This is a genomic window from Bacillus sp. 95MFCvi2.1 (assembly GCF_000374965.1).
GTDB classification, from domain to species: domain Bacteria; phylum Bacillota; class Bacilli; order Bacillales; family Bacillaceae_G; genus Bacillus_A; species Bacillus_A pseudomycoides.
Genome location: NZ_KB895692.1, coordinates 128,389 through 153,808, shown reverse-complemented (window position 1 = coordinate 153,808; position 25,420 = coordinate 128,389). Strand labels below are relative to the sequence as shown.

Sequence of the window (25,420 nt, the reverse complement as noted above, 5' to 3'; positions counted from 1 at the left end):
AATTGGAATGTAAATATATATGATTTATGAAATAAGGGAGAGGTAGTTATGATTAATATCAAGAATTTTGCTGTCGGCTTATGTATGTTAGTAAGCGGATTTGTTGTGTATGTAGTAAAAGAAAAGGCTCCATTCTAAAACAGACAGATTGTGATGTCTGTTTTTAATTTGTTAAAATAAATATTGACGAATTTATTTTTAAGTGTTATGATGACATTTCGTGTCTCGGTTACAGCTAGTATATATTGGATATTTCTTGTAAATGCAATATGAAAAATTTGCGAAAGATCGGGTAATTTTACCAACAACTTTTGTGAATAGACCCAAAAAGTTGTATTTGTAAGCTTATACACATGCTAGTGTATCAGGAGCGGTCAGAGGAACCGTGTTGATGAGAGAGAGGTAGGGCTTTCATCCAGTATATGTTACTTTCCCGTTTAGGTGAATATAAAAAAAGAAGTCTCCTTGTTATAAGGAGGCTTCTTTTTTTTATAAACTACTTTCAATTCGTTGACAAATTTCATCGGTTGTTAAGCCACTTGCTTCAATAACGGGCCCTTTTATTACTGCATTACTAATTCCCATTACATTAGAATCTTGTCCAGTTACGACGCAACAATCGCACCCTTGCACGTCATTTTCAGAACGTAGTGAAATTACTTCATGTCCTTGTTGTTCTAAAGCTTGTTGAACATCGGTTAAAGAATTTTCAACACCAATTTTCGCCATACTCTTCACCTCCTACCATCTAGTAATATGCTCCATTTTTTAGGAAATATTTATGTTTTTAAGGAAAATATGGTAGAAATGTTGATGTATTTAATATTTACGAACAGGGAAATCCCCCTCCTAAAACAAAGAGGTGGGGGATAGCTGCTCAGAAAAGCCCGATTAGAGAGGGGAAGAAAAAATACGTAATGTATTAGTCGTTATATACACCTGTGAGCATTTGACTTACAAACTGATCATTTAATTGATCTTGAGCAGATTCATCATTTGATTGAATGTCAATTGAGGCAGTGAAGTTGTTATTCTGCTCTTCATTTGGAGATACCTCTACGTAATTGTTAAATTTACACAAACCTTTCGTATCCATTAAATCAAATAGTTGTAACATTTCTACTACCTCTTGTCTCGTTCCTTTAATTTGTACACATGCCATATTATTTTCCTCCTTCATTTGACAATTTGTTTTTTTAAATAGGATTATGAAAGCTGCATGAAAAATATGATTGTTATTTTTATACAATGTTATTTTGCTTATTTTCCTCCTTTTCAATCAAAAGTCGTTTTTATTCCCGAATATACGAAATCGGACGCCCGTTTATTGAATACAATAGATTCGCATCATTTGACAAAACTCCTTCTTTTAAGCAAATATTTTTTAGGATGAAAAATGGCGAAAAAAATTTTTGACATTTTGTAAACGTTAACAATGTTGATAAATCAATATAAACAAGGGTATATATAAATTAAAAATTATAAATTTTCTAAAAATTGTCTTGATTTATTTAAAAAGGAGAGTAAACTAGGAAACAATAAAAAATTCATAGAACATAGGGGGCGCTTTTAAGTGAATGAGCAATGGATTTTCTTAAATGGAGAATTTGTTCCAAAAGACGAAGCAAAAGTTTCAGTATATGATCATGGTTATTTATATGGCGATGGAGTGTTTGAAGGGATTCGTGTCTACAGTGGCAATGTCTTCAGGCTCAAAGAACATCTTATTCGTTTATACGAGTCAGCAAAATCCATTATGTTGGAAATTCCATATACGTTAGAAGAAGTGACAGATATTGTTGTTGAAACGATTCGTCAAAATAAGTTATCTAACGGATACATTCGTTTAGTTGTATCACGAGGTGCTGGGAATCTTGGGCTAGATCCTGATTCTTGTTCGAAACCGAATGTAGTTGTAATTGCGGAACAGTTATCTTTATTTCCGTCGGAATATTACGAAAAAGGTATACCGGTTGTGACAGTTGCCACACGTCGTAATCGCCCAGACGTATTAACACCACAAGTAAAGTCTTTGAACTATTTAAATAATATTTTAGTTCGAATTGAAGCGAAGCTTGCTGGTGTGCAAGAAGCACTTATGTTAAATGAACAAGGTTATGTTGCAGAAGGGTCTGGCGATAATGTGTTCATTGTAAAAGGAAATAAATTAATTACACCACCAAGTTCTGCAGGGGCATTAGAAGGCATTACAAGAAACGCTATTTTGGAAATTGGAGAAAAGCTTGGATATGACGTAAGAGAAGAATTATTTACAAGACACGATGTATATGTAGCTGATGAGGTATTTTTAACAGGAACTGCAGCTGAAGTTATTGCAGTTACGACAGTTGATGGAAGAACGATTGGGCTTGGGAAAACGGGTCCACATACAAATCGTTTATTAGAAGAGTTCCGTAAATTAGTTGTAGAAGATGGAGAGAAAATTTACGAAGAAAATAAAGTTGGATGATAACTCATTATAAAGTTGTAAAGCGTTGATAGGGAGGAGTAGTTGATTGTGAAGCCTCACAGAGAGTCGGTGGTTGCTGGAAACCGATGGTTCACATCGACGAACATCGCCCTTGAGTGCTAAACTGAAGCATTTGCCTAGGTTTAGACGGTAGCTCCGTTATTAGCTAGACTCATCCCCGAGTCACTGAGGCAAGAAGTATTCTTGCGAAGAAGGGTGGTACCGCGAAATCTTTCGTCCCTTCAGCACATAGCTGGAGTGTGGACGTAGGATTTTTTTATTGTAAAAAAACAATTTTAAAGGAGGTTCGTAAGAGCAATGTCTTCAAAAACGGAAGAAAAGATGGCAACTGGTGCACAGCTGTTGTTAGAAGCGTTAGGAAAGGAAGATGTAGAAGTTATTTTTGGTTATCCAGGAGGTGCTGTATTGCCGCTCTATGATGCAATTTATGATTGCGAAATTCCTCATATTTTAACAAGACATGAGCAAGGAGCGATTCATGCAGCAGAAGGGTACGCGCGAATTACAGGAAAACCTGGCGTTGTCATTGCAACAAGTGGTCCAGGTGCGACAAATGTGATTACTGGTCTTGCAGATGCAATGATTGATTCTTTACCGCTTGTTGTTTTTACAGGTCAAGTAGCTACAACGTTGATTGGAAGTGACGCTTTTCAAGAAGCGGACATTATGGGACTTACGATGCCGGTAACAAAACATAATTATCAAGTGCGCAAGGCATCAGATTTACCAAGAATTATTAAAGAGGCATTTCATATTGCGAAAACGGGTCGACCAGGACCGGTCGTTATCGATCTTCCTAAAAATATGGTAGTAGAAAAAGGTGAGCGATGTAGTAACGTGCAAATGGATTTACCGGGATATCAACCAAATTATGAGGCGAATCCATTGCAAATCAACAAATTATTACAAGCGATTGATACTGCTGAAAAACCGTTGATTTTAGCCGGAGCAGGTGTACTTCATGCGAAAGCTGCAAAAGAATTAACAGATTTTGCACGAATGTATCGTATACCTGTTGTTCATACACTTCTTGGACTAGGTGGATTTCCGCCAAATGATAAATTATTTCTTGGAATGGGAGGAATGCATGGTTCTTATACAGCGAATATGGCTTTATATGAGTGTGATTTACTCATAAATATCGGAGCAAGATTCGACGATCGTCTTACAGGAAATTTAGAGTACTTTGCTAAAGAGGCTACAGTTGCACATATCGATATTGATCCAGCAGAGATTGGAAAAAACGTTCCTACAGAAATTCCGATTGTGGCTAGCGCGAAACATGCTTTGGAGGCACTGGTCTCCTGTAAAAGAGGAAAAGAAAATCATAGTGCATGGCTATCGCTTTTAAAAAGCAGAAAAGAACAATATCCATTTTTCTATGATCAAGATTCTGAAGTGATTAAACCACAATCAGCAATTGATATGTTGTATGAAATTACAAAAGGAAGAGCAATTGTCACGACGGATGTTGGTCAGCATCAAATGTGGGCTGCTCAATATTATCCACTTGAAGACCCAGATAAGTGGGTAACATCAGGAGGGCTTGGCACAATGGGATTTGGATTTCCAGCTGCCATTGGTGCACAAATGGCCAGACCAAGAGAATTAGTTGTAGCGATTGTTGGTGATGCGGGTTTTCAAATGACATTACAAGAACTTAGTGTATTGAAAGAACATTCCTTACCGGTTAAAGTTTTGATTTTAAATAATGAAGCTTTAGGGATGGTAAGACAGTGGCAAGACGAATTTTATAATCAAAGATATTCTCACTCGTTGCTCTCTTGTCAACCGGATTTCGTAGCGCTTGCCCATGCATACGGCATAAAAGGGGTGCGAATTGAAAATCCGTTACTTGCGAAGGGACAGTTGCAAGAAGCGATTGATTTGCAAGAGCCTGTTGTAATTGATTGCAGGGTACTACAGTCTGAAAAAGTTATGCCGATGGTTGCTCCTGGAAAAGGAGTTCATCAAATGGAGGGGGTGAAGGGACAGTGAAAAGGATTGTTACGGCGACAGTTCGAAATCAAAGTGGGGTTCTGAATCGGATTACGGGTGTTATGACCAGGAGGCATTTTAATATTGAAAGTATTTCGGTTGGACATACAGAGTCGTCTGATATTTCACGGATGACATTTGTTGTTCATGTTGAAAACGAGCAACAAGTGGAGCAACTGATCAAGCAACTTCATAAACAAATTGATGTGTTAAAAGTATCTGATATAACAGAAGAAGCAATGATTGCAAGAGAGTTGGCTCTTATTAAAGTAGCGACAACAAGTGTATCGAGAGCAGAATTATATAGTTTAATTGAACCGTTCCGAGCCGCTGTAATAGATGTTGGAAAGGATTCCATCGTCGTACAAGTAACGGGTACACAAGAAAAAGTAGAAGCTCTTATAGAGCTAATGCGTCCATATGGTTTAAAAGAAATTGCAAGAACAGGTGTTACTGCATTTACGCGGAGTATGAAAAAACAAGATAAACAAATTATGTTAATTCATTAATCATTTTAATATAGGGGGAGAAAGAATATGACAAAAGTTTATTATGAGAAAGATGTAGCGGTAAATGTATTAAAAGGGAAGAAAATAGCGATTGTTGGATATGGATCACAAGGTCACGCTCATGCACAAAACTTACGTGATAATGGTTTTGAAGTAGTAGTTGGACTTCGGAAAGGAAAGTCATGGGAAAAGGCGAAAGAGGATGGTTTTTCTGTATATTCAGTGGCAGAAGCTGCAAAATCTGCGGATGTAGTAATGATTCTTTTGCCTGATGAACTACAGCCAGAAGTGTATGAAACAGAAATTGAACCGAATTTACAAGCTGGAAATGCACTTGTGTTTGCTCATGGATTTAACGTTCATTTTAATCAAGTTACACCACCAGAAGATGTAGACGTATTTCTAGTAGCGCCAAAAGGACCTGGACATTTAGTACGTCGGACTTTTGCTGAAGGCGGAGCGGTTCCAGCGTTATTTGCTGTATATCAAGACGCAACAGGAACAGCCATTGAAAAAGCATTATCCTATGCAGATGGAATTGGAGCAACAAGGGCTGGAGTATTAGAAACTACATTTAAAGAAGAAACAGAAACGGATCTATTTGGAGAACAAGCTGTACTTTGCGGAGGTGTTACTGCACTTGTAAAGGCGGGATTTGAAACATTAGTAGATGCTGGTTATCAGCCGGAACTTGCCTACTTTGAATGCTTACATGAACTAAAGCTCATTGTTGATCTTATGTATGAAGGCGGACTTGAAAATATGAGATATTCCGTTTCTGATACAGCGCAGTGGGGAGATTTTGTATCAGGACCACGCGTTGTAACAGAACATACGAAGAAAGCGATGGATGAAGTGTTAAAAGAAATTCAAGATGGCACATTTGCAAGAGGGTGGATTGCAGAGCATAAAGCAGGAAAACCGCATTTCCATGCAACGAATGCTAAGGAAAATGAACATCAAATTGAAGTTGTTGGGCGTAAATTACGTGAAATGATGCCGTTTGTACAACCGAAAGTAAAGGCGGGGGTTAAATAATATGAAACAGATTTTGTTCATGGATACGACGCTTCGTGATGGCGAACAATCACCCGGAGTCAATTTAAATGAACAAGAAAAGTTACAGATTGCCAGGCAGTTAGAAAAACTCGGGATTAATGTGATGGAAGCAGGATTTGCAGCAGCTTCTGAAGGTGATTTTCGCTCAGTAAAACGAATTGCGGAAACGATTCGAAATGCTTCCGTTATGAGTCTAGCAAGGGCGAAGGAAAGTGATATTCAGAGAGCGTATGAAGCATTGAAAGGTGCAGCATCTCCGCGGTTACACGTCTTTTTGGCAACGAGTGATATTCATATGAAATATAAGCTTTGTATGTCAAAGGAGGATGTATTAGATAGTATTCATCGCTCTGTAACTTTAGGGAAATCCTTATTTCCTACAGTGCAATTTTCGGCAGAAGATGCAACGAGAACGGCTCGCCCTTTTTTAGCAGAAGCTGTGGAAGTTGCGATTCGAGCTGGAGCGGATGTTGTTAATATTCCGGATACAGTAGGTTATACAAATCCAGAAGAATATTATTCTCTTTTTAAATATTTACAAGAATATGTTCCTTCTTATGAAAAAACTATTTTCTCTTGTCATTGTCATGATGATCTTGGTATGGCAGTAGCAAATTCATTGGCAGCCATTGAAGGTGGGGCACTGCAAATAGAAGGGACGATGAATGGGATTGGAGAGCGTGCAGGTAATGCTGCTTTAGAAGAAGTAGCAGTTGCTTTGCACATTAGAAAAGACTATTATGAAGCCGAGTCTTCTATAACACTAAAAGAGATTAAAGCAACAAGTACATTAGTAAGTCGGTTAACGGGTATGGTAGTTCCAAAAAATAAGGCGATTGTTGGAGCGAATGCATTTGCGCATGAATCAGGTATTCATCAAGATGGTGTATTAAAAGAAGTAACGACATATGAAATTATTGAGCCAGAACTAATTGGAGAAGCACAAAATTTATTTGTACTTGGAAAACATTCTGGTCGCCACGCTTTTACTGAAAAAATGAAAGAACTCGGTTATGAGTTTACGGAAAAAGAGCGAGATATAGCATTTAGTGCATTTAAGAGATTAGCAGATCGTAAAAAAGAGGTTACAGAAGAAGATTTACGTGCATTAGTATTAGGAGAAACAGCATTTTCAACACAGCAGTATAACATTAAACAATTACAAGTGCATTTTGTATCCAACAGTACACAATGTGCAACAGTTGCACTGGAGGATGAGGCAGGTAATGTGTACGAAGATGCAGCAACAGGAGCAGGTAGTATTGAAGCGATTTATAATGCAATTCAAAGAATTCTAGGACTTGAGTGTGAGTTAGCCGATTATCGCATTCAATCCATTACACAGGGACAGGATGCACTTGCTCATGTTCATGTTGAATTGAAAGAAGGAACACATCAAGTTGCAGGTTTTGGTGTTGCGCAAGACGTGTTAGAAGCATCAGCTAGAGCCTATGTACATGCAGCGGGAAAACTAAAGGCTTTGTTATTCCTTGCAAAGTAATGTTTCGATAAGTGGGGGGATACCCCTACTTATCGAAAGTGAATTCTGAATAATCAGTAAAATTATAAAAAAGGGGTGCTGATCATTGGAAAAACGTATTGTTTGTTTAGCGGGTGATGGTGTTGGACCAGAAATTATGGAGAGTGCCAAGGAAGTTTTACACATGGTAGAAAGGTTATATGGTCACCGTTTTTATTTACAAGATGAACAATTTGGAGGCGCTGCGATTGATTCGTTTGGGCAACCATTGCCGTCAAGAACATTAGCAGCATGTTTAGCGAGTGACGCTGTATTACTAGGTGCGGTTGGTGGACCTCGCTGGGATGAAGCGAAAGAAAGACCGGAAAAAGGATTGCTGGCGCTTCGAAAAGGGCTTGGTGTATTTGCTAATGTTCGTCCTGTCACTGTAGATGCAGCAACTGCTCATTTATCCCCATTGAAGGCGGCTGATGAGGTGGATTTTGTTGTCGTTCGTGAGTTAACGGGAGGGATTTATTTCTCCTTTCCAAAAGAAAAAACAGAAGAGGTAGCAACAGATACACTTACTTATCATCGTCATGAAATTGAGCGCATTGTTTCTTACGCTTTTCAATTGGCAAGTAAACGTCGTAAAAAAGTTACTTCCATTGATAAAGCAAATGTTTTAGAGTCGAGTAAACTTTGGAGGGAAGTAACAGAAGAAGTAGCACTTCGCTATCCGAATATTGAACTTGAACATATTTTAGTAGACGCAGCTGCTATGGAGTTGATTCGTAATCCGGGCCGGTTTGATGTCATAGTAACTGAGAATTTATTTGGGGATATTTTAAGTGATGAAGCCTCTGTATTAGCAGGGTCTTTAGGGATGCTTCCATCGGCGAGTCATGCAGAGAATGGACCTTCGCTATATGAACCAATTCACGGATCAGCACCAGATATTGCAGGGAAAAATAAAGTGAATCCAATTGCAATGATGCGTTCAGTTGCAATGATGCTTGGGCAATCTTTTGATTTAAGAAGAGAAGGAGAAGCGATTGAAGAAGCAATTTCTGCTGTTCTCCGATTGGGGAAATGTACAGCTGATATAGGTGGAAATGAAACAACATCGTCTTTTACAAAATATGTACTACAAGAAATGGAAGAACAAGCGCTAGTAGGGAGAGGGAGATAATGGCAAAAAGGTTACTAGATAAACTGTGGGAGAGACACGTTGTTACAACAAATGAAAATGGGTTAGATTTATTATATATTGACCTTCATCTCGTGCATGAAGTAACATCACCGCAAGCCTTTGAGGGCTTGCGGCTTGCAAATCGGAATGTTCGGAGACCAGATTTAACATTTGCAACGATGGATCATAATATTCCAACAAAAGATGTTTGGAACATTACAGATCGTATTGCTAAGCAACAATTAGATACGCTTCGTGAAAATTGTAAGCAATTTAATATTCCGTTGGCGGATATTGATGATGAAAATCAAGGGATTGTTCATGTTATTGGTCCAGAGCTAGGACTTACACAACCGGGAAAGACCATTGTATGTGGCGATAGTCATACGGCAACACATGGAGCCTTTGGAGCGTTGGCGTTTGGGATTGGTACAAGTGAAGTCGAGCATGTATTAGCAACTCAAACATTGTGGCAGAGCAAGCCGAAAGCGCTGGGGATTGAATTAAAAGGGAAATTACCTAAAGGAGTATATGCAAAAGATATAATTTTACACCTTCTGGCTACATATGGGGTAGCAGTTGGAACTGGATATGTGATGGAGTTTTACGGAGAAGCAATTACAAATATGGAAATGGAAGAGCGTATGACACTTTGTAATATGGCGATTGAAGGTGGAGCAAAAGCAGGGATTATTGCGCCGGATGAGAAAACATTTGCTTATGTAAAAGGGCGTGAGTATGCGCCGGAAGAGTTTGACTTGGCAGTGGCGAATTGGAGGGAATTCTATACTGAGCCAGATGCAATATATGATACTTATATTTTGGTAGATGTTGCTGAACTAGCGCCATATGTAACATGGGGAACAAACCCGAGTATGGGTATGCGTATTGATGAACAGTTACCAGAAACACGTGATAAAAATGATGAACGAGCTTTTGCATATATGGGGCTTCAGTCAGGACAAAGTGCATTTGAAATTCCAGTTCAGCATGTATTTATTGGTTCCTGTACAAATTCCCGTTTATCAGATTTAGAAATTGCCGCAGCTGTTGTAAAAGGAAAGAAGGTAAAAGAAGGAGTGCGAGCACTTGTTGTACCAGGATCCAAACGAGTACGAAAAGCAGCGATGGAAAAAGGACTGCATCGTATATTTGAAGAAGCTGGATTTGAATGGAGAGAGCCTGGGTGTTCTATGTGTCTGGGGATGAATCCAGATCAAGTGCCTGAGGGAGAGCATTGTGCATCTACTTCCAATCGGAATTTTGAAGGACGACAAGGGAAGGGTGCGAGAACACATTTAGTCAGCCCTGCGATGGCGGCCGCAGCAGCGCTTTATGGTCATTTCGTTGATGTGAGAAAGGAGAGTTATGATGGAGCCATTTCATATTCATAAAGGTACTGTTGCTGTACTAATGAACGATCACATTGATACAGATCAAATCATTCCAAAACAGTATTTAAAGAGGATTGAACGAACTGGTTTTGGGAAATTTTTATTTGATGAATGGCGTTATGAGGACGACAGAAAAGAGAATCCAGATTTCCCACTAAATGCACCTGGACGAAAAGGAGCAAGCATATTAATTACAGGTGAAAATTTCGGCTGTGGTTCATCAAGAGAGCATGCGCCATGGGCACTTGCTGACTATGGATTTCGTGTTATTATCGCGGGGGGATTTGCAGACATTTTTTATATGAATTGTACGAAAAATGGTATGCTTCCTATCATTATGGAAAAGGAAATGCGTGAAAAGCTGGCAGCTGTGGATCCAAGAGATGTGATAGAAGTTGATTTAGAGAATGAAGTGATTACAACTCCGCTACATCGTTTTCATTTTACAATCGAAAAGATGTGGAAAGAAAAGCTATTAAGTGGTTTAGATGAAATCGGAATCACGCTTCAATATGAACAAAACATTGAAGAATATGAACGAGAAACAGCTCGCTAATTTGTTTAGTGAGCTGTAATAAAAAACACAAAAAAGGTTTGAATTTTGTTTACATTCTGAATTCTGTGTTATATACTATGTGAAAATAAGAGGAGAAAGGGAGTAAGGATAATGTTTACATTACAATCTATCAATATGCTTACACAACTACATCATCATACATAAACCCTTGAACCTAGCGTGAACAACGTGTAGGTACAAGGGTTATTCCCGTTGTACCTACATCCTATGAAGGGGCCTTGTAGGTATTTTTTCTACAAGGCTCTTTTTATTTTGTTCGTGATTGTTCTAGTGTGCATACACTAGAAGGGGAAAGTTTGGTGAACAGAATTGAAAGGAGTGTAAAGCAGTATGACAAAATGGAAACGAGCAAATCCAGATGGAACAAGAGATTATGTATTTGAAGAGTGTACATTAATAGAAGAAGTTGAACAAAAATTACGACGTACTTTTTTAGAAAGAGGCTATGAGGAAATACGAACGCCTACGATTGAATTTTATGATGTCTTTTCTTTTCGGAATCGGCCGATAGATGAAGAGAAAATGTATAAGTTTTTTGACCAACAGGGACGCATTATCGTGTTAAGGCCTGATATGACAATTCCACTTGCAAGAGTAATAGGAACCCACGGTGAGGAAGCGCCTGTAAAATTAACATACAGCGGGAACGTGTTTCGAGCGAATGAATCACTATCTGGAAAATACAATGAAATCATTCAAACAGGTATTGAAATAATCGGGATTGATAATATACGTGCTGAAATTGAATGTATCGTAAGTGCAATTCATGCTCTTCAGGCTGTAGGGATTCAGGCTTTTACAATAGAATTAGGGCAAGTTCAGTTATACAAATGTATTGTTAAAAAGCTGTCATTTGGAGAAGAAGAGGAGTCGCTCTTACGTACGTATATTGAAAGTAAAAATTATGCAGAGTTATCCCGTTTTTTACAAGAAAAGAATTTAGATCGACGTGATGAAACTGTACAGTTACTTGAAAAATTACCAAGATTATTCGGAAAACTCGAAGTAATTGAAGAAGCGGAAAAGCTTGCTTCAAACTATGAGATGAAGCAAACGATCGCGCGGGTAAAAGAAATCTATAAAACGATTGAAAAATTAGGATATGGTTCGTATATATCAATTGATCTTGGGATGATTCAACATTTGCATTATTATACAGGAGTTATTTTTAGAGGTTATATATATGATGTTGGGGGAGAAATTGTTAGTGGCGGAAGATATGATGAATTGCTTGGTAATTTTGGAGAACCGATGTCAGCAGTCGGCTTAGCTGTACAAGTAAATCAAATTGTCCGGACATTACAAGAACAGCAAAAACAATTCAAACGAAAAAAATTAGATATGATCATTCATTATTCTTTGGATAGGATAGCAGAAGCAGAAAGACTATGTGGTTTACTTCAGAAAGATGGGTGGAAAGTGGAATTATCTATGTTTGAGAATTTGCAAGATACATTTCAGTTTGCGAAGAAGAAAGGGATTATAAAAGTGATCGAAGCGACTGGAAAAGCATTAGTGGAATATGTGTGGAAAGAAAAATGGGTGATACAGAAAGAAGGGGAAACTTCATGCGTAACATTCAAATTGCGTTAACAAAGGGGAGGCTTGAGAAACATGTCATTCCACTGTTTGAAAAGATTGGGATTGATTGTTCGGAACTGATGGATAAAGGAAGAAAGCTTGTATTCCAAAGCGCTAGTAGGAATGTTTCATTCATTCTAGTGAAAGCAGTAGATGTTGCAACTTATGTGGAACATGGTGTTGCAGACATTGGTATTGTTGGAAAAGATATTTTAATGGAATATGAGAAAGATATATATGAAATGGTGGATTTAGAAGTAGGATGTTGTAAGTTTTGTGTCGCTTCTATCCCAACATATAATCCGAAAGGCTATCGGAAAAAGAGAATTGCTACAAAATATCCGCATATTACTTCCACTTATTTTCGTGATAAGGGAGAAGATGTAGAAATTATTAAAATAGAAGGTTCGGTAGAAATCGCTCCACTTCTTGGATTAGCAGATGCGATTGTTGATATTGTAGAGACGGGAAAAACATTACAAGAAAATGGATTGATTGTATTTGAAGAAATGTATTCAATATCAGCTCGCATGATTGTAAATAAAGCTGCTTTAAAAACAAAAAAAGACGAAATATTCGATATTATCAATAATATGGAGTGTGTAATCACTGCAGATAAATAAAGGAGGGACCCTGGGTGGAGGTAATATCTGAAAACTACACGGAAGCGCTGAAGAGAATAAAACAGTTAAGAGAACAGGCTAATATAATAGAAGAAACTGTACAGATACGCGTAAGAGAAATTGTTAAGCGGGTGAGAGAAAGGAAAGATGAGGCGCTATTTTCTTATACAAAAACTTTTGATGGAATTGAATTACAAAAGTTACGTGTTGCAAAAGAAGAAATTGAAAAAGCGAGTGAATATGTAGAATCTTCATTTCTAGAAGCATTGCAATGCGCAAAGAAAAACATCATCTCATACCATGAAAAACAAAAAAGGCAATCCTTTTTAGATTGTGAAAACGAAGGTGTGATTCGTGGGCAACTGATTAGACCATTGCAAACAGTTGGTGTATATGTACCGGGAGGAACTGCATCTTATCCGTCATCGGTACTCATGAATGTATTACCTGCTAAAATTGCCGGTGTTCAGAAAGTTGTAATGGTAACACCACCAGGGAAAGAGGGAATAGATCCACATATTTTAGCAGCTGCTGAAATTGCCGGTGTAGATGAAATTTATACCGTAGGTGGTGCACAAGCTATAGCGGCATTAGCATATGGGACGGAATCGATTCCGAAAGTCGATAAAATTGTCGGTCCAGGGAATATATATGTGGCTTTTGCAAAACGTGAGGTATTTGGAGCTGTTCATATCGATATGATTGCTGGACCATCTGAAATCGTTGTAATTGCTGACAAAACTGGAAATGCGTCTTTTATCGCAGCAGACTTATTATCTCAAGCTGAGCATGATGTGAGGGCAACAGCGATTTGTATTACAACTTGTGTAGAACTTGCTAAAGAGATAGAAAGAGAAATAAAGCAGCAACTTCGAGTATTACCAAGAAGTGAAATAGCTCGTGAGTCGATAGAAAGAAACGGAGCAATTCTCGTTGTTCCTTCGCTAAATCACGCGTTTCAATTGTCGAATGAAATAGCACCGGAGCATTTAGAGTTGCATATAAATGAGCCGATGAATGCCTTGGCATATATTCAGCATGCGGGTTCGATTTTTATTGGACCGTATGCCCCAGAGCCTCTTGGAGACTATTTTGCAGGACCGAATCATGTACTGCCAACAAGCGGAACAGCGCGTTTCTTTTCGCCGTTATCAGTTGATGATTTTGTGAAAAAATCGAGCTTTGTATCATATACAAAAGAAGCGTTACAAAACGTTCAACACCATATTACAACGCTCGCCGATAAAGAGGGATTACACGCGCACGCGAGAGCAATTCAAATTCGATTTGAGGAGGAGAAATAATGCGTGAGGCAAGTCAAGTACGGGGAACGACAGAAACAAAAATTAAACTGAGTTTACACTTAGATGAAAGTACAGACGTTTCAATTCAAACAGGGGTTGGATTCTTTGATCATATGCTAACTTTGTTTGCGAAGCATGGCAGATTTGGTTTGCAAATTGAAGCAGAAGGTGATGTGTTTGTTGACGCTCATCATACTGTTGAAGATGTTGGGATTGTGCTTGGAAACTGTTTGAAAGAAGCATTGCAAAATAAAGAAGGTATTAACCGCTATGGAGCAGCATATGTACCAATGGATGAAGCATTAGGTTTTGTAGCGATTGATATAAGTGGACGATCTTATCTTGTCTTTCAAGGTGAATTGAAAAACCCTAAGTTAGGAGATTTTGATACAGAACTGACAGAAGAGTTTTTCAGAGCGGTTGCTCATGCAGCGAATATAACACTACATGCTCGCATTTTATATGGCAGTAATACCCACCACAAAATTGAAGCGTTATTTAAAGCGTTTGGACGTGCACTGCGTGAAGCGGTAGACAAAAATGACAAAATTGTTGGTGTAAACTCTACGAAAGGACTGTTGTAATTGATTGCAATTGTAGATTATGGAATGGGGAATATTCGCAGTGTTGAACAAGCGTTAACACGTATTGGGGCTGAGCATATTGTAACAGATGATAAAGAGAGGATATTACAAAGTGACGGTGTGATCTTACCAGGAGTTGGGGCTTTTCCAAAAGCGATGATCGCTTTGCAGGAAAAAGATCTTGTTTCAGTGATTCAAGAAATTGGAGTGCAAGGAAAACCACTCCTTGGCATTTGTTTAGGGATGCAGCTTTTATTTGAAGAAAGTGAAGAAATAGAGAGAACGAAAGGGTTAGGTTTGTTGCCAGGACTAATTCGAAAGCTGGAAGTTCCTTATAAAATCCCGCATATGGGTTGGAATCAATTAAAGAAGAAACGAGAAATTAAGTTGTGGAATGAAGTAGAAGATGGTTCATTTGTGTATTACGTTCATTCCTACTATGCAGATTGTCCAAGTGAGATTGTATGTGGCAGTAGTGACTATAAGATTGATATTCCAGGGATTGTTGCGAAAGGAAATATATTTGGGGCACAGTTTCACCCTGAAAAAAGCGGTGATATCGGAATACAAATGTTAAGAAATTTTAAAGGAGTGGTAGAATCATGGAAATCTTCCCAGCTATCGATTTAAAACAAGGACGGTGTGTTAGGCTTTATCAAGGAGAATTTAATAAAGAAACAGTTATGAATGAAGATCCAGTTGCTCAAGCATTATTGTTTGAAAAATTAGGAGCAAGAACATTGCACATTGTTGATCTAGATGGAGCGGTTGCAGGTCAATCAATGAATCTTTCCGTAATTGAGGATATATGTAAAGCAGTTCGAATTCCGGTTCAAGTAGGCGGAGGAATACGTTCTCTCGAAACGGTTGAAATGTTACTGTCAGTAGGAGTGAAAAAAGTCATTTTAGGAACGGCAGCATTATATGATCGTCCTTTTTTAGAAGAAGCAGTTCGTTTATATGGAGAAAACATTATTGTTGGTATTGATGCGAAAAACGGTTACGTTGCAACGAGAGGCTGGTTAGATGTATCTGAAATTTCTTATATCGACCTTGCGAAGAAAATGGAAAGTGTCGGCGTACAAACAATCATTTTTACAGATATTGCAAAAGACGGTACGTTAGAGGGTCCGAACTTTGAGCAATTGCAATTACTACAGAAGGCGGTGGCAATCCGTATTGTTGCATCAGGCGGCGTATGCTCATTGCAAGATGTACAGAAGTTAAACGATATGAATGTATATGGCGTTATTATTGGAAAAGCGCTATATAAAAAAACAATTGATTTAGAAGAGGCATTGCAGGTGACAAAGATATGTTAACGAAGCGAATTATTCCATGTTTAGATGTGAAAGGCGGCCGCGTTGTAAAGGGCGTGAATTTTGTAGGATTACAAGATGTTGGTGATCCTGTTGAAATAGCTGCTTTGTATAATAAAGCAGGTGCAGATGAAATTGTTTTTTTAGATATTACGGCGACGCATGAGGGGAGAAAAACAATTATAGATGTTGTAGAGAGAGCGGCGTCGAAAGTGTTTATTCCGCTTACAGTAGGTGGCGGGATTGCAACTGTTCAAGATATGTATGCCTTGCTAAGAGCAGGCGCGGACAAAATTTCACTTAACTCAGCGGCAGTACGAAATCCAAATTTAATTGAGGAAGGTGCCGAACATTTCGGTTCTCAATGTATTGTGGTCGCAATTGATGCAAGGGAAGTAAAAGAAAATAAATGGAATGTATATGTAAACGGTGGACGGATTGATACGGGAATCGATGCTGTACAATGGGCAAAACAGATAGAACAGTTAGGAGCTGGTGAAATTTTACTTACGAGTATGGATGCAGATGGGACGAAGGATGGCTATGATATTCGTTTAACAGAAACAATTTCAGAAGCTGTTTCGATTCCAGTTATTGCGTCAGGAGGATGTGGAAGCGCAGAGCATATTGTAAAGGTGTTTCAAAAAACATCGGTAAATGCAGCATTAGCAGCCTCTATTTTTCACTATGGTGAGGCAACAGTGCAAGAGGTGAAGCGAAAATTACAAGAAGCGAAAATTGAGGTGAGAATATGACACCTGATTTCTCCAAGGGATTGTTGCCAGCTGTTGTGGTAGAAGAAGAAACAAAAGAAGTTTTGATGCTAGCATATATGAATGAAGAAGCATATAAAAAAACGTTAGAAACGAAGAAAACATGGTTTTATTCACGTTCGCGGCAAGCGTTATGGAACAAAGGAGAAACGTCTGGGCACATGCAGTATGTTCAGTCTCTTTATTTAGATTGTGATCAAGATTCGATTGTAATTATTGTTAAGCAAGTAGGACCAGCTTGTCATACAGGAGAGAAAACATGCTTTCATTATAAAATTATATAGGGGGACCTGAGGATGGAAGACGTACTGAAGTCTTTATATGAAACCATTGAGCAGCGTAAAGAAAGTCCAATTTCGGAATCATATACAAATTATTTATTTACAAAAGGTGAAGATAAGATTTTAAAAAAAATAGGGGAAGAGTGTACAGAAGTGGTAATCGCTGCAAAAAATGATGATAAAGAAGAACTTATAAAAGAAATGGTCGATGTGATTTATCATTGCTTTGTTTTACTAGCCGCAAAAAATATTCCATTAGAAGATGTGTTAGAAGAAGTGAAAGAGAGACAAGGAAAGCTCTCAAAAACAGGAGAGCGTAAAGAAATTGATACGTTATAAGGGGGGGAAACTATGAAAGTGGATTATCACCTTCATTTAGAAGAGGGGCCGTATTCGCTAGGGTGGTTGGCGAGAATAAATCAATCAATAGAATATTATCAACCGTTAGAAGAAGAGCGGCATTCGATTGAATGGCTTATGAAAACACAAGAACGCTTGCAAAAAAGAGTACAAGAGGGTCCATTTACAATAGAGTGGATTGATTTCTATTTAGAAGAAGCACTGCGAAAAGGAATAAAAGAAGTTGGTATTGTTGATCACTTATATCGTTTTTATGAGGCGAAGGAATATTATGAGAAATATGTAGACATTAGTGAGTCAAAGCTCGGTCGTCTGCAGAAAGAATGGCTAGATCAAGTGCGAGTAGCATCGATTTCTGATTTTACAAAAGCAATCCAAGAGGCAAAGGAGCGCTGGAGAAAAAGAGGAGTAGTACTGCGTCTAGGGATTGAAGCTGATTATTTTATGGGTGGGGAAGATGAATTACAAAAATTATTGGCATTAGGAGATTGGGATTACGTAATTGGTTCTGTGCATTTTATTGATGGATGGGGATTTGATAACCCAGATACGAAAGAATATTTCGAAAACCATCAGCTAAGTACATTGTATGATGTATTTTTCACAACAGTTGAAAAGGCCGTTCGTTCGAGAGTGTTTGATATTGTAGCGCATCTTGATAATATAAAAGTATTTAATTATCGATTAGATGAAAATGTACAGATTCCACATTACGAAAGAATTGCTAAGGCATTAATAGAAACAAATACAGCAACGGAAGTAAATGCTGGATTATATTATCGTTATCCTGTTCGAGAGATGTGTCCAAGTCCACTTTATTTACAAGTGTTGGCAAAATATAAAGTGCCAATTACTCTTTCATCAGATGCTCATTACCCAAATGATTTAGGAAATTATGTCCAAGAAAATGTGAAAACATTACGTAATCATGGTATTTCTCATGTTGCTACATTTGAAAAACGGGTGAGGAAGATGCAACTGCTTGAAGAAGAATCGGTAATTGTTTCAAAGTAAAACATGATTTCGTGATGAAAACCTTTCTTTTTGCTCAAAATAATAAAGAATGATAAAGGAGGGTTTTAAATGGTAAAACAAAATAATAAACAGAGTATGAAAGTGACGAATCAAAGTTATACTTCCCAAACGAACGAGGAAGTTGATTCTGTAGTACAAGAACAAATTAGTGATACGGTAGCAGAGGGAACGATTGATGCAAAGCTGGGAAAACAATCTAGTGAAGAACAATAAGTAAAAGGGGAGATATCCATCTCCCCTTTTCTTATGAGAAAAAGTGTCGATTTTCAAAACTGTAATCAAATTTCTTGGCTTTTTTGACATAGATTTCTTACAATAAAATGTAAGGAAGTTCTCATTTTTAAATAGAAGAGGTGCTTAGTAATGGCGAAAATATTAGTAGCAGGAAATATTCCAGAAATCGGATTACAGTTATTACAAAATCATGAAATAGAAATGTATGACAAAGAAGAGTTAATCAGTACCGAAGAATTAGCAAAGCGAGTTAAGGATAAAGATGCACTGTTAAGTTTACTTTCTACAAAGGTAACAAAAGAAGTGATTGATGCAGCATCAAATTTGAAAATTATTGCCAACTATGGTGCAGGTTACGATAATATTGCTTACAAGTATGCAGCAGAAAAAGGAGTTGTAGTTACAAATACACCGAAAGTTTCAACAGAAGCAACAGCAGAGTTAACATTTGCTATTCTTTTAGCGGCTGCAAGACGAATTCCAGAAGGAGATACACTATGTCGTACAGTGGGATTTAATGGCTGGGCACCACTCTTTTTCCTCGGCCGAGAAGTATATGGGAAAACAATTGGAATCATCGGTCTTGGTGAAATTGGAAAAGCAGTTGCGAAACGTGCAAAAGCATTTGGAATGAATGTGATGTATACAGGTCCAAACCGTAAGTATGAGACAGAAAGTGAAATAGAAGCAACATATGTAACATTAGAAGAACTATTACAAACAGCAGACTTTATTACGATTAATTGTGCGTATAATCCAAGTCTTCATCATATGATTAATGAAGAACAATTTAAAATGATGAAGAAAACAGCATATATTATAAATGCAGCACGTGGTCCAATTATGAATGAACTAGCGCTTGCTCATGCGTTAGAGACAAATGAAATTGAAGGGGCAGCTCTTGATGTATTTGAGTTTGAACCGAAAATTACAGAGAGATTAAAGGGACTGAAAAATATTGTCCTTACTCCGCATGTTGGAAACGCAACATTTGAAACTCGTGACGCTATGGCTGAAATGGCAGTGCGTAACATTTTAGCTGTATTAGAAGGAGAAGAACCATTAACACCTGTAAACCAAAAGGAATTTGTTACAAAATAGAAAGAACCCTTCCAACTGGAAGGGTTCTTTCTATTTTTCTTTATTTGCTCGTTTTTTATGAGAAGGTCTTTGCCTAATAAATTGAGATAACATAAACAAAATATAAAGTGGAATAGCAATGAATAGAAATACTGAAATGTTGCCAAAACTTGTTTTATACATTGTATAAATACTGCCAATTAAAAATAGTGTAACAATGATACTGTATCGTGGAATTGGCACATCTTTTAAACTTGGGATGCGAATACGGCTTACCATTAAAAATGCAAACGTTACAAATACTGTAATGAGGACAATTTTTGGAATGGTATGTGAAAACAATGTTAAGAAGGCAACAAGTCCTCCTGCTGCAGTAATAGGAACGCCAGTGAAATATTTCATAGAAGTAGAGGAAGGCGTTACATTGAATCTTGCTAAGCGATATGCTCCGAACAGAGGGAATAGGCCTGCTATGTATAGTCCGATAATTCCGTAATTGGAAAAGGAAGTGTAGTACATTAAAACTGCAGGCGCAGCACCGAATGTTACAACATCTGCGAGTGAATCAAGTTCTTTTCCCATTTGTGAATCAACACGCAATAAACGAGCAACCCGACCATCAAGACTATCTAACATCATCCCGATTAGTACTAAAATAGCAGCTGGTTTATAATACCCTAAAGATGCATAGCCGATTGATAAAAATCCACTGTATAAATTTCCGAGCGTAAATAAGTTTGGAATTGCTGCTCTATACAAAATCTGATCCCTTGCTTTCTGTAATAAATTCTTAATTAGTGTATGAAAGTTTACTTGTTTTATCATAACATAAATTTCTTTCCACGTACGAAAAAATTCCCATTTTGTGAAAGATTTCATCAAGTGAAATCGTATTCAGTGATGTGGTTCATTAAGGCAGGCTTTCATGAGTAGTTTATCCCTTGTCTAACTTTTTTATCATTTTAACCGAGAAGACCCCCTCCTCTAAACGAAGTGAAGGTGGGGGGAGTTCAATTCTACTGAGCTTTGAGTTGGGGAGAGATTTTGTTAGATAAGATCATCATGTTTATGAAAGGGTAAAAATTTAATTAAGAAATAAGCAACCTCAAATTGTTATCATTTAAGGTTGCTTTTAGGGTTATTCAAATTCAGTTATCATTGTTCCCGTTTTGTATTTATTGTTAGGATCAAATCGTAATAAATCGCCATAGATAAGTTTATCAGAATAACTTAATTCTGTTTTTGATTTTTCAATATATGGCTGGCAAATTGCTAAATCAATAGATTCACCTGTGCTTTTTTTATAGCACATATTTTTTGTATAAACATAATCGTTTGTTACGAAACTACCATCACGCATAATCATAAGTGGATGCTCATTTTTTGCAAATAAATCGGTACCAAACTCAATGGATTGGTTTGTTTTGACACCAAGTAAATGGAGCAATGTTGGTTTTATATCGATTTGTCCAGATACTTTAGAAATAACTTTTCCTTCTTGACCAGGTACATGAATAATAAGTGGTACACGTTGCAATTGCATCGAATCAAATGGAGTTATGGATTCTTTACCGAGAAATTGTGCCATAGCAGCATTATGATTTTCAGAAATACCGTAATGATCTCCGTAAATAACAATAACTGAGTTATCGTATAACCCTTCATCTTTTAATCGATTGATAAATAGTTTCAGAGATTCATCTGTATAGCGAACGGTTGGGAAATAACGATTTAGTACACCACTCTCAGAATTATACTCATTAATATATTGATCTTCTGGATTTAAAAGAAATGGGAAATGATTTGTTAATGTAATAAATTTTGTATAAAACGGTTGTGGTAAAGATTTAAGCTTGGAGATCGATTGTTCAAAGAACTCTTTATCTTTTAGTCCCCATCCAACAGACATTTGTTCTGTTCCTGTATAATCATTTAGGTTAAAATAACGATCGTATCCGAGTGCTGGATACATTACATCACGATTCCAGAAAGTTTTATCATTCGAATGGAAGACTGCGGAATAATACCCATATTTTTTTAACTGCTCAGGAGTTGCTGTGTACTCATTGTTTGCATGTGTAAAGAATACAGAGCCACGGTCTAATGGATATAATGAATTTTCTACAATAAATTCGGCATCGGATGTTTTTCCTTGTCCAGTTTGATGATAAAAGTTATCGAAGTAATAACTATCTTTTATAAATTGATTTAAAAATGGAGTAATTTCTTTTCCATTTATTTTTTTGTTGATAACAAAATTTTGTGTAGATTCCATTGAAATTAAAATGACATTTTTTCCTTTTGCAACTCCAAATAAACTTTTATCAGCTTGTTTATTTTTTGAATTCACGTAGTTTTTAATCTCAGAAAAACCGTCTCCACTTGCAAATACACGCTCTGCAGAAGATTTAGACTGAAGTGTAATGTCAAATAGATGATATGTGTATAAACCAAGATTTTTCACAACGGTTTGACGATCAAAAGAGTGTGAAAATAACTGCGGTTTATGAACGATAGAAACAATAACTTGCAATGCTAACAGAGCTGTTATACCACTAAAAAAGCTTTGTTTTTCAGAGCGAGATAGTGGCGTATTATCACAAAATTTCGGGAACTTACGTAAAATAAACATTAGAATAATTGCATCCGCAAATAGAAGTAATGTCTTGTACGTAAATAGTTCTTTAATACTGGTTCCTAAATCAGCCATGTTATTTGTTTGGAATAAAACAGGGAATGTGACAAAGTCATTATAAAAACCGTAGAACATCGCGTTTCCAAATAAAATAAATGACAGCAAAAAGCTGATTCCAATAATAATTCGATTTCGATACTTTGATGCTAATAAAGCTAGACCAAAAAATAAAAGCAATGAAGCAATTGGATTAAACAAAAGCATCATTTCTTCAAAGAAGCTATCAATTTTAATATCGAAGGCTAGCTTGTACACTATATATGTTTTTATCCATAATAAAACGACTGCAACAAGTGCAAATCGTAATTTTGGAAACAAATGTTGTAGCATAACATACTCCTCTCCTACTGTAAGTGACGGTTCTAGTGATTGTAGTTCTAATGATAGAAGTTTCACTTTAAATATACGAACAGTCGTATATCTTTATGTACTATTATACGAAAACAAAGCAGAATTGTGGATAATTTTTATAAGAATTGGTTAGAAAAAGAGAAAACGGAGACAATAACCATATCGCATTTTGATACGGAGGTTATGATGAAAAAGTTATTTTGTTTCATATGTAGTGGTTTTTTATTCTTTTCTACCCCTACAGTTTTTGCTGCACAATATGATGCGCCATTATTAGAAGATGCTCTTTATTCCGTTTTGTTTCCGCAAATAAATGTAGCGATTGAGAAGCATTATGGGAAACAAAAACCGTATGAATGCCCGAAGATTGTTAGTTTGAAAAAAATGTATAGTGGTACATATTTATTTCAAGCGGTAATTGAAGTGACGAAATATGAAGCCATAGGTGGGAAAGTACTTCCGCCATTCGAAAAAATAAGAATTACGTTTAATAATGATGAGGGAGAATGGACTGTGAAAAAAATAGATATAAAGCGCTTACCAGATGATACGAAATTAAATTGTAAAAAAACAATGTGAAAAATTGTTTGACAAATAATTTATTCGTTTGGTATTGTTAATACCAATATAAGATGTTTGAAAATTAAATAGACTTACCTCATCTACTCTCAAAGGTAGAGGCCGCGATAGGAAAGAGTAAGCTATGGGAGATTTAGTGGAATCTGTGATCATAGATTGAAAGGGACTATTGCCGAAATATAAGAGTGACCACGTCATTCATATATTGGGACTGCATTGAATAAATGTAGTACTGTCATAAGATTTTATTTTATGGAGAGCTATTTGGAGATGTTGATGCGGTTTCTTATTTGAGAAGATAACAACTCGTTTATTTTTTCATGATACATTATTCCTAATAAGAAACGCGTGTGAACATTGTTCCGCGCGTTTTTTGTTTACCCCGCTTTAACGGGCAGTAGGATCTCATATCTTAACATTCTGAGAAAACAAAGAAGTTAGGTGGAGGATCAACTGCCCGTAAAAGCCCGATTGGTGAAGGCTAATAATCATTGGGGATGAAACTCCCACTGAATAAAGTTTCACTTTATCTAAAAACGCGCTGCAATGAATAGAAGAAGATTGGGGTTATGAGTTTTAGAGGAAATAAGGGAGGAATTCAAATGTATTTACACGGCACAAGCCGAATCAATGAGCAAGGACACTTAGAAATTGGAGGATGCGATACAACGCAGCTAACTAAACAGTATGGGACCCCACTTTATGTATACGATGAGGCTTCTATTCGGGAAAAATGCCGCGCGTTTCATCGTGCTTTCCAGGAAAGTGGATTCTCTTACCAAGTAGCGTATGCAAGTAAAGCGTTCTTGTGCATGGAGATGTGCCGAGTAGCTCGTGAAGAAAATATGTCTTTAGATGTTGTTTCTGGGGGCGAATTGTATACTGCTTTGCAAGCTGGTTTTCCTGCATCACGCATTCATTTTCATGGTAATAATAAGACCGAAGAAGAGATTGTCATGGCGCTGCAAGCAGATATTGGCTGCTTTGTGGTAGATAATTTCTTTGAAATGGAAATATTACATGACTTAGCACAGCAGTATGGAAAAATTGTAAATATATTAATTCGAGTTACACCTGGAGTAGAGGCGCATACACATGAATATATTACAACAGGGCAAGATGATTCGAAATTTGGTTTTGGAGTTTCGGCTGGTCAGGCAATGCAGGCGATTCGAATAGCGCTAGAGAAATCAAATTATAATGTGTTAGGTATTCATTCACATATTGGGTCACAAATTTTTGAAACAGCAGGATTTGTTCGAGCGGTTGAAGTATTGCATAATTTTTTAGAAGAGATAAGGGAGCAGACTGGTTATGTTGTAACGGTGTTAAATGTTGGTGGAGGTTTTGGTATTCGTTATACGGAAGCTGATACACCACTTACCCTTGAAACATATGTGCATGCTGTAACAGATGCAGTGAGAGAACAATTTACAAGAAATAATTATCCACTTCCTGAAATATGGATTGAACCAGGTCGTAGTATTGTTGGGGATGCAGGAACAACAATTTATACAGTAGGAGCTGTAAAAGATATCCCTGGCATTCGTAAATATGTGTCAGTCGATGGGGGAATGACAGATAATTTAAGACCAGCTTTATATGGAGCTCGTTATGAGGCGATGCTAGCAAATCGAGGGAAAGAAGAGGCTGAAGAAGTTGTTTCAATTGCTGGAAAGTGTTGTGAGAGTGGAGATATGCTTATTTGGGATATAGAACTGCCGCAAGTTGCTACAGCAGATTTGTTAGCGATCTCTTGTACAGGAGCATATGGATATTCTATGGCTAATAATTATAATCGTATTCGCAGACCGGCTGTAGTATTTGCAAAAGGTGGGGCATCACAAATTGTTGTTGAACGTGAAACATATGAAAATATAATTGGGAACGATCGCATACGTATAAAAGAGCTTGTGTAATGATAAAAGGAGTTGTTCAAATA

The 25,420-nt window shown here is 37.2% G+C and carries 27 protein-coding genes, 1 pseudogene, 1 riboswitch and 1 other annotated feature; of the genes and pseudogenes, 24 read left to right on the top strand and 4 right to left on the bottom strand.

From position 1 onward, the window contains the following. Positions 1-48: 48 nt before the first annotated feature. A complete protein-coding gene (locus C568_RS30465) occupies positions 49-138 on the top strand; it encodes a hypothetical protein (protein WP_016113989.1) in 90 nt (29 codons plus the stop codon). Positions 139-489: 351 nt separating this feature from the next. Here C568_RS30465 and C568_RS0106350 read toward each other — a convergent pair whose 3' ends face one another. Beyond that, the gene (locus C568_RS0106350; RefSeq protein ID WP_003196153.1) at positions 490-729 is read right to left on the bottom strand and encodes a YkuS family protein; all 240 of its coding nucleotides are present in this window, start codon (positions 727-729) and stop codon (positions 490-492) included. Positions 730-922: 193 nt separating this feature from the next. Beyond that, positions 923-1,162, bottom strand: a complete 240-nt coding sequence (locus tag C568_RS0106345; protein ID WP_016113990.1) for a DUF3911 family protein — start codon at positions 1,160-1,162, stop codon at positions 923-925. A 57-nt stretch (positions 1,163-1,219) separates the two neighbouring features. Here C568_RS0106345 and C568_RS36210 point away from each other — a divergent pair. The 21 genes and pseudogenes from C568_RS36210 (at position 1,220) to C568_RS0106245 (ending at position 19,874) form a co-directional block, all read left to right on the top strand. After that, a pseudogene (locus C568_RS36210) lies at positions 1,220-1,416 on the top strand (hypothetical protein). 157 nt (positions 1,417-1,573) lie between these two features. Further along, entirely contained in the window at positions 1,574-2,470 is an 897-nt protein-coding gene (gene ilvE, locus C568_RS0106340; RefSeq protein ID WP_003196156.1) for a branched-chain-amino-acid transaminase, read from the top strand. A gap of 16 nt (positions 2,471-2,486) precedes the next feature. Continuing rightward, positions 2,487-2,715 (top strand) — a binding site (T-box leader). Between the two features lie 73 nt (positions 2,716-2,788). Next, positions 2,789-4,489, top strand: a complete 1,701-nt coding sequence (gene ilvB / locus C568_RS0106335) for an acetolactate synthase large subunit (RefSeq protein WP_018781022.1) — start codon at positions 2,789-2,791, stop codon at positions 4,487-4,489. Further along, positions 4,486-4,998: an acetolactate synthase small subunit gene (gene ilvN, locus C568_RS0106330; protein ID WP_016113993.1), complete on the top strand. Its 513-nt coding sequence runs from the start codon at positions 4,486-4,488 to the stop codon at positions 4,996-4,998. The genes ilvB and ilvN overlap by 4 nt, the downstream gene beginning before the upstream one ends. Before the next feature lie 27 nt (positions 4,999-5,025). Continuing rightward, a complete protein-coding gene (gene ilvC, locus C568_RS0106325; RefSeq protein ID WP_006094145.1) occupies positions 5,026-6,036 on the top strand; it encodes a ketol-acid reductoisomerase in 1,011 nt (336 codons plus the stop codon). Position 6,037: 1 nt separating this feature from the next. Further along, on the top strand, positions 6,038-7,558 hold the full coding sequence (locus tag C568_RS0106320; protein ID WP_018781021.1) for a 2-isopropylmalate synthase: 1,521 nt from the start codon (positions 6,038-6,040) through the stop codon (positions 7,556-7,558). An 85-nt stretch (positions 7,559-7,643) separates the two neighbouring features. After that, positions 7,644-8,708: a 3-isopropylmalate dehydrogenase gene (gene leuB, locus C568_RS0106315; protein WP_003196166.1), complete on the top strand. Its 1,065-nt coding sequence runs from the start codon at positions 7,644-7,646 to the stop codon at positions 8,706-8,708. Beyond that, on the top strand, positions 8,708-10,102 hold the full coding sequence (leuC, locus tag C568_RS0106310) for a 3-isopropylmalate dehydratase large subunit (RefSeq protein ID WP_006094147.1): 1,395 nt from the start codon (positions 8,708-8,710) through the stop codon (positions 10,100-10,102). The genes leuB and leuC overlap by 1 nt, the downstream gene beginning before the upstream one ends. After that, positions 10,080-10,658, top strand: coding sequence for a 3-isopropylmalate dehydratase small subunit (gene leuD, locus C568_RS0106305; protein ID WP_018781020.1), 579 nt, complete (start codon positions 10,080-10,082; stop codon positions 10,656-10,658). Before leuC ends, leuD begins: the two co-directional genes overlap by 23 nt. 351 nt (positions 10,659-11,009) lie before the next feature. Beyond that, positions 11,010-12,272, top strand: a complete 1,263-nt coding sequence (hisZ, locus tag C568_RS0106300; RefSeq protein WP_018781019.1) for an ATP phosphoribosyltransferase regulatory subunit — start codon at positions 11,010-11,012, stop codon at positions 12,270-12,272. Further along, complete coding sequence (gene hisG, locus C568_RS0106295) at positions 12,248-12,883, top strand: ATP phosphoribosyltransferase (protein ID WP_018764206.1); 636 nt, start codon at positions 12,248-12,250, stop codon at positions 12,881-12,883. Before hisZ ends, hisG begins: the two co-directional genes overlap by 25 nt. Before the next feature lie 14 nt (positions 12,884-12,897). Then, the gene (gene hisD, locus C568_RS0106290) at positions 12,898-14,187 is read left to right on the top strand and encodes a histidinol dehydrogenase (RefSeq protein WP_018781018.1); all 1,290 of its coding nucleotides are present in this window, start codon (positions 12,898-12,900) and stop codon (positions 14,185-14,187) included. Next, positions 14,187-14,771: an imidazoleglycerol-phosphate dehydratase HisB gene (gene hisB, locus C568_RS0106285; protein ID WP_006094150.1), complete on the top strand. Its 585-nt coding sequence runs from the start codon at positions 14,187-14,189 to the stop codon at positions 14,769-14,771. The genes hisD and hisB overlap by 1 nt, the downstream gene beginning before the upstream one ends. Then, a complete protein-coding gene (gene hisH / locus C568_RS0106280) occupies positions 14,772-15,401 on the top strand; it encodes an imidazole glycerol phosphate synthase subunit HisH (RefSeq protein ID WP_006094151.1) in 630 nt (209 codons plus the stop codon). Next, on the top strand, positions 15,374-16,093 hold the full coding sequence (gene hisA, locus C568_RS0106275) for a 1-(5-phosphoribosyl)-5-[(5-phosphoribosylamino)methylideneamino]imidazole-4-carboxamide isomerase (RefSeq protein ID WP_018781017.1): 720 nt from the start codon (positions 15,374-15,376) through the stop codon (positions 16,091-16,093). Before hisH ends, hisA begins: the two co-directional genes overlap by 28 nt. After that, the gene (hisF, locus tag C568_RS0106270) at positions 16,087-16,845 is read left to right on the top strand and encodes an imidazole glycerol phosphate synthase subunit HisF (RefSeq protein ID WP_018764211.1); all 759 of its coding nucleotides are present in this window, start codon (positions 16,087-16,089) and stop codon (positions 16,843-16,845) included. The genes hisA and hisF overlap by 7 nt, the downstream gene beginning before the upstream one ends. Next, positions 16,842-17,147 (top strand): phosphoribosyl-AMP cyclohydrolase, encoded by a 306-nt coding sequence (hisI, locus tag C568_RS0106265; RefSeq protein ID WP_016114006.1) that lies wholly within the window; start codon positions 16,842-16,844, stop codon positions 17,145-17,147. Before hisF ends, hisI begins: the two co-directional genes overlap by 4 nt. A 12-nt stretch (positions 17,148-17,159) precedes the next feature. Beyond that, positions 17,160-17,483, top strand: a complete 324-nt coding sequence (gene hisE, locus C568_RS0106260) for a phosphoribosyl-ATP diphosphatase (protein ID WP_006094152.1) — start codon at positions 17,160-17,162, stop codon at positions 17,481-17,483. A 12-nt stretch (positions 17,484-17,495) separates the two neighbouring features. Then, complete coding sequence (locus tag C568_RS0106255; RefSeq protein WP_006094153.1) at positions 17,496-18,518, top strand: histidinol phosphate phosphatase domain-containing protein; 1,023 nt, start codon at positions 17,496-17,498, stop codon at positions 18,516-18,518. Positions 18,519-18,587: 69 nt separating this feature from the next. Then, complete coding sequence (locus C568_RS32645) at positions 18,588-18,752, top strand: DUF4025 domain-containing protein (RefSeq protein ID WP_003196190.1); 165 nt, start codon at positions 18,588-18,590, stop codon at positions 18,750-18,752. A 150-nt stretch (positions 18,753-18,902) separates the two neighbouring features. After that, positions 18,903-19,874, top strand: a complete 972-nt coding sequence (locus tag C568_RS0106245; RefSeq protein ID WP_006094154.1) for a 2-hydroxyacid dehydrogenase family protein — start codon at positions 18,903-18,905, stop codon at positions 19,872-19,874. A gap of 30 nt (positions 19,875-19,904) precedes the next feature. On the opposite strand, the gene pssA is transcribed toward C568_RS0106245, so the two are convergent. Both pssA and C568_RS0106235 read right to left on the bottom strand, forming a co-directional pair. Continuing rightward, positions 19,905-20,612 carry a CDP-diacylglycerol--serine O-phosphatidyltransferase gene (gene pssA, locus C568_RS0106240; RefSeq protein ID WP_026008425.1) on the bottom strand — a complete coding sequence of 236 codons (708 nt, stop codon included), beginning with the start codon at positions 20,610-20,612 and terminating at the stop codon, positions 19,905-19,907. 379 nt (positions 20,613-20,991) lie between these two features. Next, positions 20,992-22,878 carry an LTA synthase family protein gene (locus C568_RS0106235; RefSeq protein ID WP_018781016.1) on the bottom strand — a complete coding sequence of 629 codons (1,887 nt, stop codon included), beginning with the start codon at positions 22,876-22,878 and terminating at the stop codon, positions 20,992-20,994. Between the two features lie 207 nt (positions 22,879-23,085). On the opposite strand from C568_RS0106235, the gene C568_RS0106230 reads away from it, so the two are divergent. Both C568_RS0106230 and lysA read left to right on the top strand, forming a co-directional pair. Then, entirely contained in the window at positions 23,086-23,478 is a 393-nt protein-coding gene (locus C568_RS0106230) for a DUF3888 domain-containing protein (RefSeq protein WP_018764216.1), read from the top strand. An 88-nt stretch (positions 23,479-23,566) separates the two neighbouring features. Continuing rightward, a riboswitch (Lysine riboswitch) is annotated at positions 23,567-23,749 on the top strand. Positions 23,750-24,080: 331 nt separating this feature from the next. Continuing rightward, on the top strand, positions 24,081-25,397 hold the full coding sequence (gene lysA, locus C568_RS0106225) for a diaminopimelate decarboxylase (protein WP_018781015.1): 1,317 nt from the start codon (positions 24,081-24,083) through the stop codon (positions 25,395-25,397). The last annotated feature ends 23 nt before the right edge of the window (positions 25,398-25,420 follow it).